A 15,548-nucleotide genomic window follows, 5' to 3' on the forward strand; every position below is an offset into this window, starting at 1 on the left:
TAAAGGGCGTGGCGAAGAACGCCCTTTACTCGTTCACGGGTATCGATGCTTCAGAGAAACGATGAACATGAGGTGAACGGAATCCTTTCTCTGGGATGGCATATTCATTACTTCCGCCAACACAGGTTGATACTTCCTGAAACTTAAGCGTTAACTGAACGGCATTGGCCTGACGGCGGCTATTGTGAGCTTATCGTGCAGCGCGTTGCAAAATGACGGCAGACGGCTGGCGTTGCAGATAACGCATCCGCAGCATCATTAATACGGCCGCAGAGGTCAGACCGATAATAAAGCCCATCCAAAAACCTGCAGGTCCCATCCTGTCGACCACCAGATCGGTAAGCGCCAGAATATAGCCGCTTGGCAGACCCAGCACCCAGTAGGCTGTAAAGGTGATAAAGAAGATAGAGCGCGTGTCTTTATAACCGCGCAGGACACCGCTGCCAATAACCTGGATAGAGTCCGATATTTGATACACTGCGGCCAGCAACATGAGTTGCGCCGCCAGAGCGACAACTTCCGGATTATCGTTGTAGAGCAGGGCAATGTGCTCACGGAAGGTCACGGTGAAAATCGCCGTTATTACCGCCATGCAGACACCAACGCCCAAACCCGTTCTGGCCGCCGTTTGCGCCTCAAGCGTGGAACCTTGACCCAAACGATAACCGACACGAATAGTGACGGCGGCAGCCAGCGACATCGGCAAAACGAACATTAACGAACTAAAGTTCAGCGCGATTTGGTGCCCGGCCACATCGACGATCCCCAGCGGGGAAACCAGTAGCGCAACCACAGCAAACAACGTCACTTCAAAAAATAACGCCAGCGCGATGGGTAAACCCAGTTGTACCAGACGCTTCATCACTGCAGTGTCTGGCTTCTGGAATCCTCGCTCATTACGGATGTCACGCATTGAACGCGCGTGTTTGACGTAAGACAGCATGGCGGCAAACATCACCCAGTAAACCGCCGCCGTGGCCACGCCACAGCCTACGCCGCCAAGTTCCGGCATACCTAAATGACCATAGATGAAAACATAGTTAACCGGGATGTTCACCAGCAGGCCGATAAACCCCATCACCATCGCCGGTTTAGTCTTGGCCAGGCCTTCGCATTGGTTACGGGCTACCTGGAAAAACAAATATCCCGGCGCGCCCCACAGCAATGCGCGCAGATAACCGACGGCTTTATCGGCCAGCGCCGGGTCGATGTTATGCATGGAGCGGATGATATAACCCGCATTCCATAGCACGACCATAATCAAAACGGAGACGCTACCAGCCAGCCAGAATCCCTGGCGTATCTGATGGGCGATACGATCGCGGCGGCCGGAGCCATTGAGTTGGGCGATTACCGGCGTCAACGCCAGCAGGAGTCCGTGGCCAAACAGAATAGCCGGCAGCCAGATCGACGTACCAATGGCGACGGCCGCCATATCCGTCGCGCTGTATCCGCCCGCCATGACGGTATCGACGAACCCCATTGCGGTTTGAGCGATTTGCGCAAGAATCACCGGTATTGCCAGAGCTAATAACTGACGCGCTTCACTTACATACTTTTGCACGTGTACACCACTATATTGTTGTTATTTGAGAGACTAAAAAAGCCGCCTTATATGGCAGCAAGGAGAAAAAGCTGGGGAAATTTCAGTCTATTGTAGCGAGGAATACGTAATTCTCCAGTGAAAAAACAGGCAGCGGTGGCGCACTGCTGGCAACCTGAATTTCCACCTGCTATTGTGCTGGGCAGAGATGTCTTAATTGAGTTCAGGAGTGAGAAGTATGTTTACGGGTATTGTGCAGGGCACCGCAAAATTGGTGTCCATTGATGAAAAACCAAATTTTCGTACGCATGTCGTGGAGTTGCCTGAATATATGCTTGATGCGCTGGAGACCGGCGCATCGGTTGCCCACAATGGCTGTTGTCTGACGGTAACCGAAATCAACGGTAATCACATAAGCTTCGATCTGATGAAAGAGACGCTGCGTATCACCAACCTGGGCGACCTTAAGGTCGGGGATATGGTTAACGTTGAGCGTGCGGCAAAATTCAGCGATGAGATTGGCGGGCATTTAATGTCAGGCCATATTATGACCACCGCCGAGGTGTCGAAAATTCTGACTTCGGAAAATAACCGGCAGGTATGGTTTAAAGTTCAGGACCCATCGCTGATGAAATATATCCTGTATAAGGGGTTTATCGGCATTGACGGCATCAGCCTGACGGTCGGCGAAGTCACGCCAACGCGCTTTTGCGTGCATTTGATCCCGGAAACGCTGGAGCGTACGACGCTGGGTAAGAAAAAGCTGGGCGCGCGGGTTAATATCGAAATCGATCCGCAAACGCAAGCGGTTGTTGATACCGTTGAACGTGTGCTGGCTGCGCGTGAAAGCGCCATCAGTAACATAGCGGGCGAGGCCTGAGTCCGGCCTGAAACAAAATGCCCCCGTGAGTACGGGGGCGGCAGCCATTAGCGGGGGACGCGCAGACCGTGTTCGACACCGCGGGAGAAAACCACCTGCCAAAGCTGGATATCGCGAGCACGAAACGCACCGGCGCAGGCGTTCAGGTAATAGCTAAACATCCGTTTAAAACGCTCGGTATAGTTATCGGCGATTTCAGGCCAGGAACGCATGAAGCGTTCGTGCCATGCCATCAGCGTGGTATCGTAATCCGCGCCAAAATTATGCCAGTCTTCCATCACAAAATGCGGCTCGCTGGCGTTGGCAATCTGGCGAACTGACGGTAAACAGCCGTTCGGGAAGATGTATTTATTGATCCACGGATCAACATTATTGTCGGTTTTATTCGAACCGATGCTGTGCAGTAAAAACAGACCGTCCGGCTTTAAATTGCGATCGACAACGTCGAAATAGGTGTTGTAATTTTTCGGGCCGACATGCTCAAACATGCCGACGGAGACAATGCGATCAAATTTGTCGTTCAGGTCGCGGTAATCTTGCAGCAAAATGGTGACATCCAGTCCCGCGCAACGCGCTTGCGCCATTTTCTGCTGCTCTGCTGAGATGGTCACACCTACCACGCTCACACCGTATTGCGATGCCATAAAATGGGACAAGCCACCCCAGCCGCAACCAATATCGAGCACCCGCATTCCCGGCTTTAACTGCAATTTTTCGGCAATCATTTTTAACTTCGCCTGTTGGGCAGATTCCAGGGTATCGGCATCTTTCCAGTAGGCGCAGGAATACTGCATGTAAGGATCAAGCATGCGGCTAAAGAGGTCGTTGCCCAGATCGTAATGTTCTTTGCCGACAACCCAGGCGCGCTTTTTGGTCTGTAAATTAAACAGTCGTGCCGTGGCGATACGTAAGGTATCTTTGAAGTGGCGGGGGAGTTGATTTTCAAGCCCGGCGCGCAATACCTTGGTGAAAAATATGTCCAGCCGATCGCACTCCCACCAGCCATCCATATAGCTCTCACCCAAACCTAACGATCCTTCCTGCAGTACGCGTTTGAAAAAATCGGGGTTCTTGACACGAATATCCGCCGCAGCCGAACCATTAATGGTAATGCCTGCACGGCTCAATAATTCATTGGTGATGCGGTACCAGTCATCATCCGGTACGCTGACGTCTTCTATACACGATGAACTCATAGCTTCTCCATCACTGGTCGGTGATCAGAACCTTAAAACAGCGTAGACGCTTTTTTGGGCTTTGTGAGAAATCTCACGGAATTAATCCGCGAATCTTTAATCCGACGTAGAACAGAGGAAGGGAGGAACCCTTACCGAAAAGGCCATCCGTGGAAAAACGGGAACGTTCTTGTCCCCGTTAATACCTAAAAATTATCGTTTTTGTAACAACTGGAAATCAGTATAAGCCTGATTTTTTGACGATTCAATAGAAAATTGTTAGCGGGCTAACTATGTGCCCGCGACAATTATTAGTGAGACTCACCGTGGGCAATTTGCGCCCGGTCATCTGTTTGACGGGTGTTATCGGTCTGCGATTGCATTTTGTAACCGAAGGCTGCCAGCAGCACTGTTGTCAGCATCACGCTGGTGGTGGTGAGCAGCGGGGTGGCGATCAGCCACGACACCACAAGACTTGCCAGGAAGCATAAACCCAGTTGCAGCGTATTTTGCAATGCGGCTGCGCGTCCTGTGGCCTGTGGGAAAGGACGTAACGCCTGAGCGACAACGATAGGATAGATTGCGCCGTTGGCAATCGCCATTACGCAGAATGGGATCAGAATTTCAGCCAGCGCAACATGATGAATAAAGCCGGTAGCCCAGGTGGCAACAACGCTGATGGCATAAAGAATCAGTAACCATGGTAGCATCTGACGACCTTGCCATTTTTGCAGCGCCGCACGGCAACCGTAACCACCAATTAAGAAGGCGATAGTTTGCGGAACATAGCTCAGGCCAATCACTGCCGGGCTGTAGCCCATTTCGCTAAGGATAAACGGTGAACCCGTTAGCCATGCGAAAAAGCTTGCGGAGCAGGCGGCATAAATCAGTACGTTTCCACGATAAGCTTTCGAGCGCAACAGTGTGGCGAAAGTCAGTTTATCCTGGCTGTCGTCGCGTGCTTTAACCGTCGGTTTTAAACGCAGGGCCGGAAGCATCAGAATCAGGGTAATAGCAAACAGGGTGGCGAAAATGGCCTGCCAGGATAAATGGACCAGAATCCAGCTGCCCAATAACGGCGCGAGAGCCGGTGATAACCCGACCAGCGGCATAATGGTGGCAAAGATGCGGTTTACTTTTTGTGAAGGGTAATAGTCTGTAACCAGCGCCTGCCAGATAACCGACGCGGCACAGACGCCAACGGCCTGAATAAAGCGTAGCGCCAGCAAACCAGTGGCGTTTTCAACCCACAGCATACCCAGACTACCCAGCGCAAAAATAGATAAACCCAACAGTAAAATCGGTTTACGGCCATAGCGGTCCGAGAGCGGTCCCCACAGTAGTTGTGCGACGGCGAAACCCGCTAAAAATAAACTTAGGCTGGCGCTGACGGCAGATGCAGGGGTTTGCAGATCGGACTGAATCGCGGCAAAGGCGGGCAGATACATATCTGTCGCCAGAAAACCGAGCACGCTAAGGCCCGCCAACCAGACTAAAAAACCTTTCCCAGGTTGCATCATCATTTCTCTTTTTTTAGCAATAGAACAATGCCGCTGAGTGTAGTGAGTGTAATTCACGCTGTGAAACGCTAATATTTGCTTACTGATTTCAAATTTTTTGTAGGCAGAATATGTGGTCGGAATATTCACTTGAAGTGGTTGATGCGGTTGCACGCAACGGCAGTTTCAGTTCAGCCGCGCAGGAGTTACACCGCGTACCTTCGGCGGTAAGCTACACCGTGCGCCAACTGGAGGAGTGGCTGGCTGTACCGCTTTTTGAGCGACGCCATCGCGATGTGGAATTAACGCCTGCCGGCGCGTGGTTTTTAAAAGAAGGGCGCTCTGTTATCAAAAAAATGCAGATCACTCGTCAGCAATGTCAACAAATCGCCAACGGCTGGCGAGGACAACTGGCAATCGCGGTAGATAACATTGTCCGTCCCGAACGTACCCGGCAGATGATTGTAGATTTCTATCGCCACTTTGATGATGTGGAACTGCTGGTTTTTCAGGAAGTCTTTAATGGTGTCTGGGATGCGCTTTCCGATGGGCGTGTAGAGCTGGCTATTGGTGCCACACAGGCCATCCCGGTAGGGGGGCGCTATACCTTCCGCGACATGGGCATGCTGAGCTGGAGCTGCGTGGTGGCCAGCCATCATCCGCTGGCGTCAATGTCGGGGCCGCTAAGCGATGATACGTTGCGCAACTGGCCGTCACTGGTGCGCGAAGATACCTCGCGTACATTACCGAAGCGTATAACCTGGTTACTGGACAACCAAAAGCGCGTTGTGGTGCCTGACTGGGAATCTTCCGCAACCTGTTTATCTGCGGGATTGTGTGTAGGCATGGTACCAACACATTTTGCCAAGCCGTGGATTGATAGCGGTAAATGGGTGTCGCTGCAGTTGGAGAATCCCTTTCCTGATGCCGCGTGTTGTCTGACATGGCAACAGAACGATACCTCGCCAGCACTGAGCTGGTTGCTGGACTATTTAGGTGATAGCGAAACGCTGAATAAAGAATGGTTGCGGGAGCCAGATGAGGCCCCCGCACAACAGGCTTAACGACGATAATCGCGGAATGGACCGTCAGCAACGGAGCGGCGTTCTACCAGGCGCGGATGAACCTCGATAGACTGCGACTCTTCGCGTTTATTCACGATGCGGTCTAACAGCATATTAAAGGCCGTTTCACCCAGTGAATCCTTAGGCTGGTGAATGGTGGTCAGCGCTGGCGTGAAGAAACGGGCGTTGCGCACGTTATCATAACCGATGAGCGAGACATCCTGCGGTACGCGCAGTCCCATCTCATCAGCGGCGCACAGCGCGCCCATCGCCATGATATCGCCACCGCAGAAGACGGCGGTCGGACGATGCGACTGTGAAAGAATTTGCTGCATGGCGCGATAACCGGATTCAGGTTCAAAATCGCCCTGTACAATCCAGTTTTCGGGAACCTTAATCAGCGCTTCTTCCATCGCTTTCATAAAGCCAGCCAGACGACCGGCCCCGGTATTCCGCTCCATCGGGCCCGGGATCGCGCCAATCTCGCGATGGCCGCGTTCTATCAGATACCGACCCGCCATGTAACCGCCCTCGAAAGCGTTATCAATGACCGTATCGGTAAAATCAGCTTTAGCTTCGCCCCAGTCCATGACAACCATCGGAATATGGCGATACTCTTCGAGCATCGAAAGCAGTGATTCCGGATACTCAGAACACATCACTAACAGACCATCAACGCGCTTTTGCGCCATCATCGACAGATAGGCCTGCTGCTTTTCAAGACTGTTCCATGCGTTGCCCAGAATCAGGGTATAGCCTTTCTGGAAACAGTTTTTCTCAACGGCTTCGATAATTTCGGCGAAATAGGCCGCTTCGCTGCTGGTCGCCAGCAAGCCAATAGACTTGGTGTGATTCACCTTCAGGCTGCGCGCAACTGCGCTTGGAGAATAGTGCAGCTCTTTGATCGCCGCCCAAACCGCATTACGCGTTTCTTCCGCGACAAAGCGCGTCTTGTTAATTACGTGTGATACGGTTGTAGTGGAAACGTTTGCTCGCTTCGCTACATCTTTAATTGTTGCCATTACATCTCACTCCAGACCATATCCTAAGCTCCTGAGAATACTCCAGGTAAACGTTTGCCTTCACACACCCTTAACGCAACGTAGGGGTTGCGGCACGCCGGGAAAACGACACGGAACGTCAGGAAGGGGTCAATGGCCGGTACGCTAATCAAGTAAGCGTGGAATTTTGTCTGATCTTAACGAAAAGGGGAAGAGTTAAAAGCAGTTATCAATATAAATCGTGAGAGATTTTTGCTTTCAAGTGTGTAAAAATGCGCAATATCACTTTTTGTGTGGGAATAAAAAGGAGAAAACTTGATGAGCACCGATCTGAAATTTTCGTTAGTGACTACCATTATTGTTCTGGGTTTGATCGTCGCGGGTGGCCTGACCGCAGCACTGCATTGATTTCCCCGAGGGAGTTAGCTCTCCCTCATCCTTTCCGCATCTATTCCCCCTCTATTGTTTGCGAATAAGCAAAAGTCTTTTGCAATTTTGTTAACTTTATTAATTTTGCGATCAATGTCATGCTTTTGACTCTTATTTTATGTCGCGCCACGGCTCGACGTTACGGAGTCGATATATGAAAATCAATTATCCCTTACTGGCGCTGGCGATTGGCGCGTTTGGCATTGGCACCACCGAATTTTCGCCAATGGGATTATTGCCCGTGATTGCCAAAGGGGTGGATGTCTCGATTCCCGCGGCCGGGATGCTGATTAGCGCGTATGCGGTTGGCGTGATGGTGGGGGCTCCGCTGATGACACTGCTGCTGTCCCATCGCGCGCGACGTAATGCGCTGATATTCCTGATGGCTATTTTCACGCTGGGCAACGTGCTTTCCGCTATCTCGCCGGATTACACCACGCTGATGCTGTCACGTATTTTGACCAGTCTTAATCACGGCGCCTTTTTTGGTCTCGGCTCTGTGGTCGCCGCAAGCGTGGTACCTAAACATAAGCAAGCCAGTGCCGTGGCAACCATGTTTATGGGGTTAACGATTGCCAATATTGGCGGTGTTCCCGCGGCGACGTGGCTTGGTGAGACAATCGGCTGGCGGATGTCGTTTATGGCGACGGCGGGTCTGGGCGTCATCGCTATGGTCAGCCTGTTCTTCTCATTACCGAAAGGTGGGGCAGGAGCGCGCCCTGATGTCCGCAGCGAACTGGCGGTACTTATGCGCCCACAGGTGCTGTCGGCTCTGCTGACCACTGTGCTGGGAGCAGGCGCGATGTTCACGCTTTATACTTACATCTCGCCGGTGCTGCACAGCATTACCCATGCCACACCGGCGTTTGTGACCGGAATGCTGGTATTAATTGGCGTCGGATTCTCGATCGGAAACTATCTTGGCGGCAAACTGGCGGATCGTTCTGTCAACGGTACGCTTAAAGGCTTTTTGCTGTTGTTGATGGTTATTATGCTGGCCATTCCCTTCCTCGCGCGTAATGAGCTGGGGGCGGCGGTCAGTATGGTCGTCTGGGGCGCGGCGACGTTTGCGGTGGTTCCGCCGTTGCAGATGCGGGTGATGCGCGTTGCCAGCGAAGCGCCAGGGTTATCATCGTCAGTCAATATTGGCGCGTTTAACCTGGGAAATGCGTTAGGTGCGGCAGCCGGTGGGGCGGTGATTTCCGGTGGTCTGGGCTACAGTTTTGTACCCGTGATGGGAGCGATTGTGGCGGGGCTTGCGTTACTGCTGGTCTTTATCTCGGCAAGAAGGCAATCTGAAGAAGTCTGCACTGCCTCCAGCTAAGGCTAAAACGCAGAAGGGGGTCCCTTCTGCGTTATCATTTTATGCTGCGAAGTTCTTCGCAACAAATTCCCAGTTCACCAGCGCCCAGAAGTGCTCCAGGTAGCCAGGACGGGCATTGCGATAATCGATGTAGTAGGCGTGTTCCCATACGTCAACGGTCATCAGCGGCGTCGCGTCGGTCGTCAGCGGAGTACCTGCGTTGGAAGTAGAAACGATAGCCAGTTTGCCATCCTTTCCTTTAACCAGCCAGGTCCAGCCAGAACCGAAGTTTTTGATAGCGGCATCGGTGAATTGCGCTTTGAAATCCGCAAAGCTGCCAAAGGAGGCGGCAATTGCATCGGCCAGTTTACCGGTCGGCTCGCCACCTGCGTTCGGCGCCAGGCAGTTCCAGTAGAACGTGTGGTTCCATACCTGTGCAGCATTATTGAATACACCGCCTTCAGAGCTACGAACGATCTCTTCCAGTGATTTACCTTCAAACGCCGTGCCTTTGATCAGGTTGTTCAGGTTGGTCACGTAGGTTTGATGGTGTTTGCCATAGTGGTATTCCAGCGTTTCGGCAGAAATGTGCGGTGCCAGAGCATCTTTGGCATACGGTAATGCAGGTAATTCAAACGACATTGCTTCTCTCCTTATTATTTATATTGAGTACACACAATAGCCTCATTGTGAGTAAGGATAGGGTAGCAAATTGAAAGGTTATGCAAAAGAAGAACTTACCCTACAGCATGTTCTGTAGGGTAAGTTTTTAGCGAATTGTTTTTGGTGTCATTACCCGACGCGCGCCGACATAGTGGCGCTGCCAGTAATCTTCGCTCAGAGAAGTGATTTGAATTTCCTGACCGCTGCGCGGTGACTGAATAAATTTACCGTTACCCACGTAAACTCCGACGTGATCGGCTGTGCCGCGACCTTGGGTGCGGAAAAAGACCAGGTCACCGTTTTTCAGCTCGCCACGTTCAATCGGTGCGGCGTCACGCAGGTGGTACATTTCATTCGCCGTACGCGGAATGCGGAATTTAACCAGATCTTTATAGGCGTAATAGACCAGACCGCTGCAATCAAAGCCGGTTCTTGGCGAAGAGCCGCCCCAACGGTAAGGTTTGCCGATTTGGTTCATCAGGGTGGACATAGCGGTTTTCGTCGCTTTCTGCACTTTGACTTTATGCGCCTCAGCAAGCGTTGTCGGTGCGGCGGTTTTCACCTTCACACAGCGCGGCTTATGACCTTTGCGCGGCGTACATTTTTCAGTCCAGGTAACGGCAGCGGTTTGTGCTGCGGCAGTTTTACTGCGACGGTTTACCGTTTTAGTCGATTTTGCCGGAGTGGCTGTGCGTTTTTTAGAAGAGGAGGCTGTTTTGCTACTGGTTTTGCTGGTGGTTTTTGTCGCCGATTTCTTGTTGGTCCTGGCTGTTTTTTGGCTGGTTGTTGCGCTTTTCTTTTTATCTACCGTTTTGACGGTGTGGGAACTGGTAGGTGTCGTCCTGGCCTGCTTGGAAGCATGCGCCATAGGCGTAAAAGGCAGTGTAGTAAAAAGTAAAGCACAGAGCGTGATCGAGATTCGGTTTATCCGCGCCACTGAGCAGTCCTCTGTTAAGGCAGGTCTATCATACCTGCGTGTGATTTTCAAAACTTGATGATTCTAATCTATCGAAACGGGGAAAGTTAATAGCTTTTTTGGTTTAACGCGGCGTTTCGTTACCGACCGCAAAAAAAAACAGCAAATCAAAGTGTAGCCGGTGAATAAATAATCAAAACCATACACTTCGAGCGGGTAAGTAAGATTAAGAATGCAACTTTTAACGGCAGGCGATAAAATAATAACGCGTAATGAAAATGTTATTTTCCGTTGCCTGCCTGACCCGCTACAATGTCAGACTACTGCCGTAAAAGAAGTTTAAGGAAGCAAGATAATGAGCACCACTATCGAAAAAATCCAGCGCCAGATCGCTGAAAACCCAATTCTCCTGTACATGAAGGGTTCCCCTAAACTGCCAAGCTGCGGTTTCTCCGCTCAGGCCGTACAGGCGCTGTCCGCCTGTGGTGAACGCTTTGCTTATGTTGATATTCTGCAGAACCCGGATATTCGCGCCGAGCTGCCGAAATACGCAAACTGGCCGACCTTCCCGCAGCTGTGGGTTGATGGCGAGCTGGTTGGCGGTTGTGACATTCTCATTGAAATGTACCAGCGCGGTGAGTTGCAGCAGCTGATTAAAGAAACAGCGGCGAAATACAAAACCGAAGAGCCGGACGCTGAGTAATATCAGCTGAAATAAAAAAGCGACCTGTGAGGGTCGCTTTTTTTATCGGTCCGTTATGCGTCTTCCGGCACGGGGAGAGGCCAGCCGCCGAGGCGTTTCCAGCGGTTAACGATTTCGCAAAACAGCACGGCCGTACGTTCGGTATCATACAGCGCCGAGTGCGCCTGAGTGCCATCAAATTCCATTCCTGCCGCCAGGCATGCTTTTGATAACACAGTTTGCCCCAGCGACAGACCGCTTAATGCCGCAGTATCAAAGGTAACGAACGGGTGAAACGGGTTACGTTTCAGTGAGGCGCGTTCTGCAGCGGCCATCATAAAACTGTGGTCGAATGTGGCGTTATGCGCCACCATGATTGCCCGATTGCAGCCGCTGTCTTTAATGCCTTTACGTACCATTTTAAAGATGGCATGCAGAGCGTCGTATTCGCTGACCGCGCCACGTAAAGGATTGTTAGGGTCAATACCGTTAAAGGCGAGCGCTTCAGGCTGCAAATTTGCCCCTTCAAACGGCTCTACGTGGAAATGTAACGTCGTGTCCGGCATCAGCCAGCCTTGTTCATCCATTTTCAATGTGATGGCTGCGATCTCAAGCAGCGCATCGGTTTTGGCATTAAACCCTGCAGTTTCGACATCAATGACGACAGGGTAAAAACCACGAAAACGGTCACACAGACCGGAAAGTTGAGCGTTATCGGACATCTGGGTCTCTTAATACGGGAAAATTGCAGCGCGTATTATGGCAAAATGATGATGATAAAACTACGGGCACAGACGATCTGCGCCCGAGGGGGAGGTTAGTCGCCCAGGCCGCGCCCGGCGTCTTTCTCTTCAATTAATTCAATTTTGTAGCCGTCCGGATCTTCAACAAACGCGATCACGGTTGTGCCGCCTTTTACCGGGCCAGCTTCACGCGTCACGTTACCACCGTTCTGACGAATACGTTCGCAGGCTTCAGCCGCGTTGTCTACGCTCAGGGCGATATGACCGTAGGCTGTGCCCAGCTCATAGTTGTCAACGCCCCAGTTATAGGTCAGTTCGATCACGGCTTCACTGGTTTCAGGACCGTAGCCAACAAAGGCCAGAGAGTACTTGTATTCAGGGTTTTCGCTGGTACGCAGCAGCTTCATGCCCAGCACGTTGGTATAAAACTCGATGGAACGCTGCAGGTCACCCACGCGCAGCATGGTATGAAGTAAACGCATCTTTTTCCCCTTCGAAAATGGCTAATACATTCAAAATGTTGTTTTAGTATAGCGGCGTTGTTACGCCGCTATCAATGGCAGAACGGAGATTGTGACGTTAGAGGGTCGGGTAATCGGTGTAACCTTCCGCGCCGCCGCCGTAGAAGCTTTCGGCACGCTGTGGGTTCAGTTCCGCTTTATGTTGCAGACGCGCCACCAGATCCGGGTTAGCGATATAAGCGCGACCAAAAGCAACGGCGTCGATCAGACCTTTCTCGATCAGCGTTTCGGCTTTTTCAGGCGTGTAAGCGCCCGCGCCAATGATCGGACCGTGGAAACGTGCACGCACTTTCTCGCGGAACGCGTCGGAATACGGCTCACCACCGGCCCAGTCCGGTTCAGACATATGCAGATAAGCGATACCGCGCTTGCCCAGTTGTTCAATCAGATACAGCGCGTCGGCTTCTTCATTCGGACCGTTGTCGACGTTCTGGAAAGAGCCAATCGGAGAGACGCGAATGCCAATGCGCTCGGCACCCCATTCTTTAATACCGGCATCGACAACTTCCAGTACCAGACGCGCACGATTCTCGACGCTACCGCCGTATTGATCGGTACGCTGGTTAGAGGTTGGTGACAGGAACTGGTGCAGCAGGTAGCCGTGGGCGGAGTGCAGTTCTACCATGTCGAAACCCGCTTCACGCGCGTTAGCAATTGCCTGACGGAAATCATTAACGATACCCGGAATTTCTTCCGTTTCGAGTGCGCGCGGCATAGTCGTATCGGCACGCGTCGCCAGACCGTTTTCATCGCGCAGTGAGGTGCGGGTACCGGCGCTAATCGCGGAAGGTGCTACCGGTGGCTGGCCGTTTGGCTGCAGACTGGCGTGGGAGATGCGCCCGGTGTGCCACAACTGGACAGCAATATGACCTTGCTCAGCATGTACGGCTGCAGTGATTTTCTTCCATGCGGCAATCTGCGCTTCGCTGTGTAGTCCCGGCGCACCGGCATAGCCTTTCGCCTGGGCGGAAATCTGCGTCGCTTCACTGATGATGAGTCCCGCGCTGGCGCGTTGACGGTAATACTCGGCCATCAGCGGAGTAGGGATGTCGCCAGGCTCAATGCTGCGCAGACGCGTCAATGGCGCCATAAAAACGCGGTTTGCTGCCGTAATAGCACCCACTTTCAGTGGGGAAAACAATTTTTCAGATGACATGTGGTACTCCTGAATAGACCGGTCGTCTAGTAATAAAAGAAATAAAAACGCCTGTTAAACGGCAGGCGTTGTAATGATGGTTTTAACGTGCGCCAGCGCATTTTCCAGCGGCGTGGCGCTACGAGAAATCTTGGCCTGAAGATTGGCGCCCAGCCACAGCGCATACAAAACCTGCGCCTGCTGTAATGGCTCGCCAACAAAAGACAGACAATGATTGGCCTGACCTTTCTCCAGCGCCTGCGCCAGCAACGCAATAATGTGTCTCGCGCCTTTATCCATCGCGGTACGCATATCTTCTGACAGATCGCACACTTCGGCAGACAGTTTAACGGTTAAACAACCGCTAATAATGCCGTGCTGGCTAAACTGATTCAGGGTTTCCTGATAGTAAGCCAGAATCCTGTCGCGGTAATTTCCCGCCCCCGTATCAAAATGCGTAGCCAATCGCTGATGATAAGCCGCATAGTGGCGTTCCAGCATCGCGACGCCGAACGCTTCTTTTGAGCGAAAATAGTGATAAAACGAACCCTTAGGCACTTCAGCTGTTTTCAGTAGCTCACTCAGGCCCATGCCGGTGAAGCCACGCTGCATGCACAGCAGCTCGCCAGTCGCCAGAAGATGTTCGCGTGTATCGTGTTCAGTGACTTTGTTCATGAAAGAAGCATAATAGACCAGTCGGTCTAATGCAATAGCGCTTGCGAGAAATTCAGTTAACGTCTTCAATAGATATATCAATCTTACTACAGGAGGGGATGTGGCCGAACAGCTGGAATTTTTCCCCGTCCAGAGCCCATGCCGTGGTATATGTCAGTCTGACGAGCGCGGCTTTTGCCGTGGCTGTTTTCGTAGCCGGGATGAGCGTTTTAACTGGCAAAAAATGAGCGATGCCGAAAAGCAGGACGTGCTGCGTCTTTGTCGTCAGCGCCTGATGCGTAAATTACGTGCAAACAAACCCAACCCGCCGGAAGAACCGCAACAACCTTCACTCTTTTAAAAGCGTAATTGCGTATACTCGATGCACATTCATTTATAAGGAAGCTGCTATGGTTCAGCGTATTACTATTGCGCCGCAAGGCCCGGAATTTTCTCGCTTTGTGATGGGTTACTGGCGCCTGATGGACTGGAATATGTCCACGCGTCAGTTAGTCAGCTTTATTGAAGAGCATCTTGACCTGGGCGTTACCACCGTCGATCACGCCGATATCTACGGCGGATACCAGTGTGAAGCAGCGTTTGGCGAGGCGATGAAGCTGGCTCCGCATTTACGTGAGAAAATGCAGATTGTCACCAAATGCGGGATCGCCACGACGGCACGCACGGAAAATGCGCTCGGGCACTACATTACCGACAGCGACCATATTATTGCCAGCGCGGAACAATCGTTAAAGCTGTTGGCGACCGATCATATTGATTTGCTGCTGATCCATCGTCCCGATCCACTGATGGATGCAGACGATGTGGCCGACGCATTTAAAAAATTGCACCATAGCGGCAAAGTGCGTCACTTTGGCGTCTCTAACTTCACCCCTGCGCAGTTCTCGCTGCTGCAATCGCGTCTGCCGTTTACTCTGGCGACCAACCAGGTTGAAATTTCACCGGTGCATCAGCCACTCCTGCTGGATGGCACATTAGATCAATTGCAACAGCTGCGTATCCGCCCGATGGCCTGGTCCTGCCTGGGGGGCGGTCGTCTGTTTAATGACGATGCCTTCCAGCCGCTGCGCAATGAACTGGCCGCGATCGCAGAAGAGTTGAACGCACAGTCTATTGAGCAGGTGGTGTACGCCTGGATCTTGCGTCTGCCTTCGCAACCGCTGCCGATTATTGGTTCGGGTAAAATCGAGCGTGTTCGTGCCGCCATTGAGTCCGAAGCGCTGAGCATGTCTCGCCAACAATGGTTCCGCATCCGTAAAGCCGCGCTCGGTTATGACGTACCTTAATCGCGTTTTTGGCGCTTCACCGTTCAAATTTGT

General features: G+C 52.0%; 17 protein-coding genes. 7 read left to right on the plus strand and 10 right to left on the minus strand.

The window, feature by feature from the left end:
• Window positions 1–190 precede the first annotated feature (190 nt).
• Window positions 191–1,564: a multidrug efflux MATE transporter MdtK gene (gene mdtK / locus FDW97_RS20615; RefSeq protein ID WP_038640359.1), complete on the minus strand. Its 1,374-nt coding sequence runs from the start codon at window positions 1,562–1,564 to the stop codon at window positions 191–193.
• Window positions 1,565–1,781: 217 nt separating this feature from the next.
• On the opposite strand from mdtK, the gene FDW97_RS20620 reads away from it, so the two are divergent.
• Window positions 1,782–2,423: a riboflavin synthase gene (locus FDW97_RS20620; protein WP_038640361.1), complete on the plus strand. Its 642-nt coding sequence runs from the start codon at window positions 1,782–1,784 to the stop codon at window positions 2,421–2,423.
• A gap of 47 nt (window positions 2,424–2,470) precedes the next feature.
• Here the strand turns inward: FDW97_RS20620 and cfa are convergent, their stop codons facing one another.
• Both cfa and punC read right to left on the minus strand, forming a co-directional pair.
• Entirely contained in the window at window positions 2,471–3,619 is a 1,149-nt protein-coding gene (gene cfa, locus FDW97_RS20625) for a cyclopropane fatty acyl phospholipid synthase (protein ID WP_085049407.1), read from the minus strand.
• A 290-nt stretch (window positions 3,620–3,909) separates the two neighbouring features.
• Complete coding sequence (punC, locus tag FDW97_RS20630) at window positions 3,910–5,115, minus strand: purine nucleoside transporter PunC (protein ID WP_087856345.1); 1,206 nt, start codon at window positions 5,113–5,115, stop codon at window positions 3,910–3,912.
• 113 nt (window positions 5,116–5,228) lie between these two features.
• Here punC and punR point away from each other — a divergent pair, with 113 nt between their 5' ends.
• A complete protein-coding gene (gene punR / locus FDW97_RS20635; RefSeq protein WP_038640367.1) occupies window positions 5,229–6,161 on the plus strand; it encodes a DNA-binding transcriptional activator PunR in 933 nt (310 codons plus the stop codon).
• Here the strand turns inward: punR and purR are convergent.
• Window positions 6,158–7,183 (minus strand): HTH-type transcriptional repressor PurR, encoded by a 1,026-nt coding sequence (gene purR, locus FDW97_RS20640; protein ID WP_038640368.1) that lies wholly within the window; start codon window positions 7,181–7,183, stop codon window positions 6,158–6,160. The two genes, punR and purR, sit on opposite strands and share 4 nt — an antisense overlap.
• Before the next feature lie 297 nt (window positions 7,184–7,480).
• On the opposite strand from purR, the gene cydH reads away from it, so the two are divergent.
• Together cydH and FDW97_RS20650 are read left to right on the plus strand one after the other, a co-directional pair.
• Window positions 7,481–7,570 carry a cytochrome bd-I accessory subunit CydH gene (cydH, locus tag FDW97_RS20645; protein ID WP_003029209.1) on the plus strand — a complete coding sequence of 30 codons (90 nt, stop codon included), beginning with the start codon at window positions 7,481–7,483 and terminating at the stop codon, window positions 7,568–7,570.
• 175 nt (window positions 7,571–7,745) lie between these two features.
• Entirely contained in the window at window positions 7,746–8,915 is a 1,170-nt protein-coding gene (locus FDW97_RS20650) for an MFS transporter (RefSeq protein ID WP_137351553.1), read from the plus strand.
• A gap of 39 nt (window positions 8,916–8,954) precedes the next feature.
• Here the strand turns inward: FDW97_RS20650 and sodB are convergent, their stop codons facing one another.
• Window positions 8,955–9,536, minus strand: coding sequence for a superoxide dismutase [Fe] (gene sodB, locus FDW97_RS20655; RefSeq protein WP_137351554.1), 582 nt, complete (start codon window positions 9,534–9,536; stop codon window positions 8,955–8,957).
• Between the two features lie 127 nt (window positions 9,537–9,663).
• Entirely contained in the window at window positions 9,664–10,494 is an 831-nt protein-coding gene (locus FDW97_RS20660; RefSeq protein ID WP_137351555.1) for a C40 family peptidase, read from the minus strand.
• Window positions 10,495–10,828: 334 nt separating this feature from the next.
• On the opposite strand from FDW97_RS20660, the gene grxD reads away from it, so the two are divergent.
• Window positions 10,829–11,176: a monothiol glutaredoxin 4 gene (gene grxD, locus FDW97_RS20665; RefSeq protein WP_003832760.1), complete on the plus strand. Its 348-nt coding sequence runs from the start codon at window positions 10,829–10,831 to the stop codon at window positions 11,174–11,176.
• Window positions 11,177–11,229: 53 nt separating this feature from the next.
• Here the strand turns inward: grxD and rnt are convergent, their stop codons facing one another.
• From rnt to FDW97_RS20685, 4 genes are all read right to left on the minus strand, one after another.
• Window positions 11,230–11,877, minus strand: a complete 648-nt coding sequence (rnt, locus tag FDW97_RS20670; protein WP_038640374.1) for a ribonuclease T — start codon at window positions 11,875–11,877, stop codon at window positions 11,230–11,232.
• A gap of 95 nt (window positions 11,878–11,972) precedes the next feature.
• The gene (gene gloA, locus FDW97_RS20675; RefSeq protein ID WP_038640376.1) at window positions 11,973–12,380 is read right to left on the minus strand and encodes a lactoylglutathione lyase; all 408 of its coding nucleotides are present in this window, start codon (window positions 12,378–12,380) and stop codon (window positions 11,973–11,975) included.
• 97 nt (window positions 12,381–12,477) lie between these two features.
• A complete protein-coding gene (locus tag FDW97_RS20680) occupies window positions 12,478–13,575 on the minus strand; it encodes an alkene reductase (RefSeq protein ID WP_137351556.1) in 1,098 nt (365 codons plus the stop codon).
• Between the two features lie 54 nt (window positions 13,576–13,629).
• The gene (locus tag FDW97_RS20685; RefSeq protein WP_038640379.1) at window positions 13,630–14,229 is read right to left on the minus strand and encodes a TetR/AcrR family transcriptional regulator; all 600 of its coding nucleotides are present in this window, start codon (window positions 14,227–14,229) and stop codon (window positions 13,630–13,632) included.
• Window positions 14,230–14,329: 100 nt separating this feature from the next.
• Between FDW97_RS20685 and FDW97_RS20690 the strand changes: the two genes are divergently transcribed.
• Together FDW97_RS20690 and FDW97_RS20695 are read left to right on the plus strand one after the other, a co-directional pair.
• Window positions 14,330–14,569 (plus strand): DUF1289 domain-containing protein, encoded by a 240-nt coding sequence (locus tag FDW97_RS20690; protein ID WP_038640381.1) that lies wholly within the window; start codon window positions 14,330–14,332, stop codon window positions 14,567–14,569.
• Window positions 14,570–14,618: 49 nt separating this feature from the next.
• Window positions 14,619–15,515 carry an aldo/keto reductase family oxidoreductase gene (locus FDW97_RS20695; RefSeq protein ID WP_137351557.1) on the plus strand — a complete coding sequence of 299 codons (897 nt, stop codon included), beginning with the start codon at window positions 14,619–14,621 and terminating at the stop codon, window positions 15,513–15,515.
• Window positions 15,516–15,548: the final 33 nt, after the last annotated feature.

It is taken from the genome of Citrobacter sp. wls708 (assembly GCF_005281255.1).
GTDB classification, from domain to species: domain Bacteria; phylum Pseudomonadota; class Gammaproteobacteria; order Enterobacterales; family Enterobacteriaceae; genus Citrobacter; species Citrobacter werkmanii.

Coding starts and splice junctions, on each gene's coding strand:
- FDW97_RS20680 (WP_137351556.1), bottom strand. CDS start 13,575: ATGTCATCTGAAAAATTGTTTTCCCCACTGAAAGTGGGTGCTATTACG.
- FDW97_RS20620 (WP_038640361.1), top strand. CDS start 1,782: ATGTTTACGGGTATTGTGCAGGGCACCGCAAAATTGGTGTCCATTGAT.
- purR (WP_038640368.1), bottom strand. CDS start 7,183: ATGGCAACAATTAAAGATGTAGCGAAGCGAGCAAACGTTTCCACTACA.
- punR (WP_038640367.1), top strand. CDS start 5,229: ATGTGGTCGGAATATTCACTTGAAGTGGTTGATGCGGTTGCACGCAAC.
- sodB (WP_137351554.1), bottom strand. CDS start 9,536: ATGTCGTTTGAATTACCTGCATTACCGTATGCCAAAGATGCTCTGGCA.
- FDW97_RS20685 (WP_038640379.1), bottom strand. CDS start 14,229: ATGAACAAAGTCACTGAACACGATACACGCGAACATCTTCTGGCGACT.
- gloA (WP_038640376.1), bottom strand. CDS start 12,380: ATGCGTTTACTTCATACCATGCTGCGCGTGGGTGACCTGCAGCGTTCC.
- rnt (WP_038640374.1), bottom strand. CDS start 11,877: ATGTCCGATAACGCTCAACTTTCCGGTCTGTGTGACCGTTTTCGTGGT.
- punC (WP_087856345.1), bottom strand. CDS start 5,115: ATGCAACCTGGGAAAGGTTTTTTAGTCTGGTTGGCGGGCCTTAGCGTG.
- cydH (WP_003029209.1), top strand. CDS start 7,481: ATGAGCACCGATCTGAAATTTTCGTTAGTGACTACCATTATTGTTCTG.
- FDW97_RS20695 (WP_137351557.1), top strand. CDS start 14,619: ATGGTTCAGCGTATTACTATTGCGCCGCAAGGCCCGGAATTTTCTCGC.
- grxD (WP_003832760.1), top strand. CDS start 10,829: ATGAGCACCACTATCGAAAAAATCCAGCGCCAGATCGCTGAAAACCCA.
- cfa (WP_085049407.1), bottom strand. CDS start 3,619: ATGAGTTCATCGTGTATAGAAGACGTCAGCGTACCGGATGATGACTGG.
- FDW97_RS20650 (WP_137351553.1), top strand. CDS start 7,746: ATGAAAATCAATTATCCCTTACTGGCGCTGGCGATTGGCGCGTTTGGC.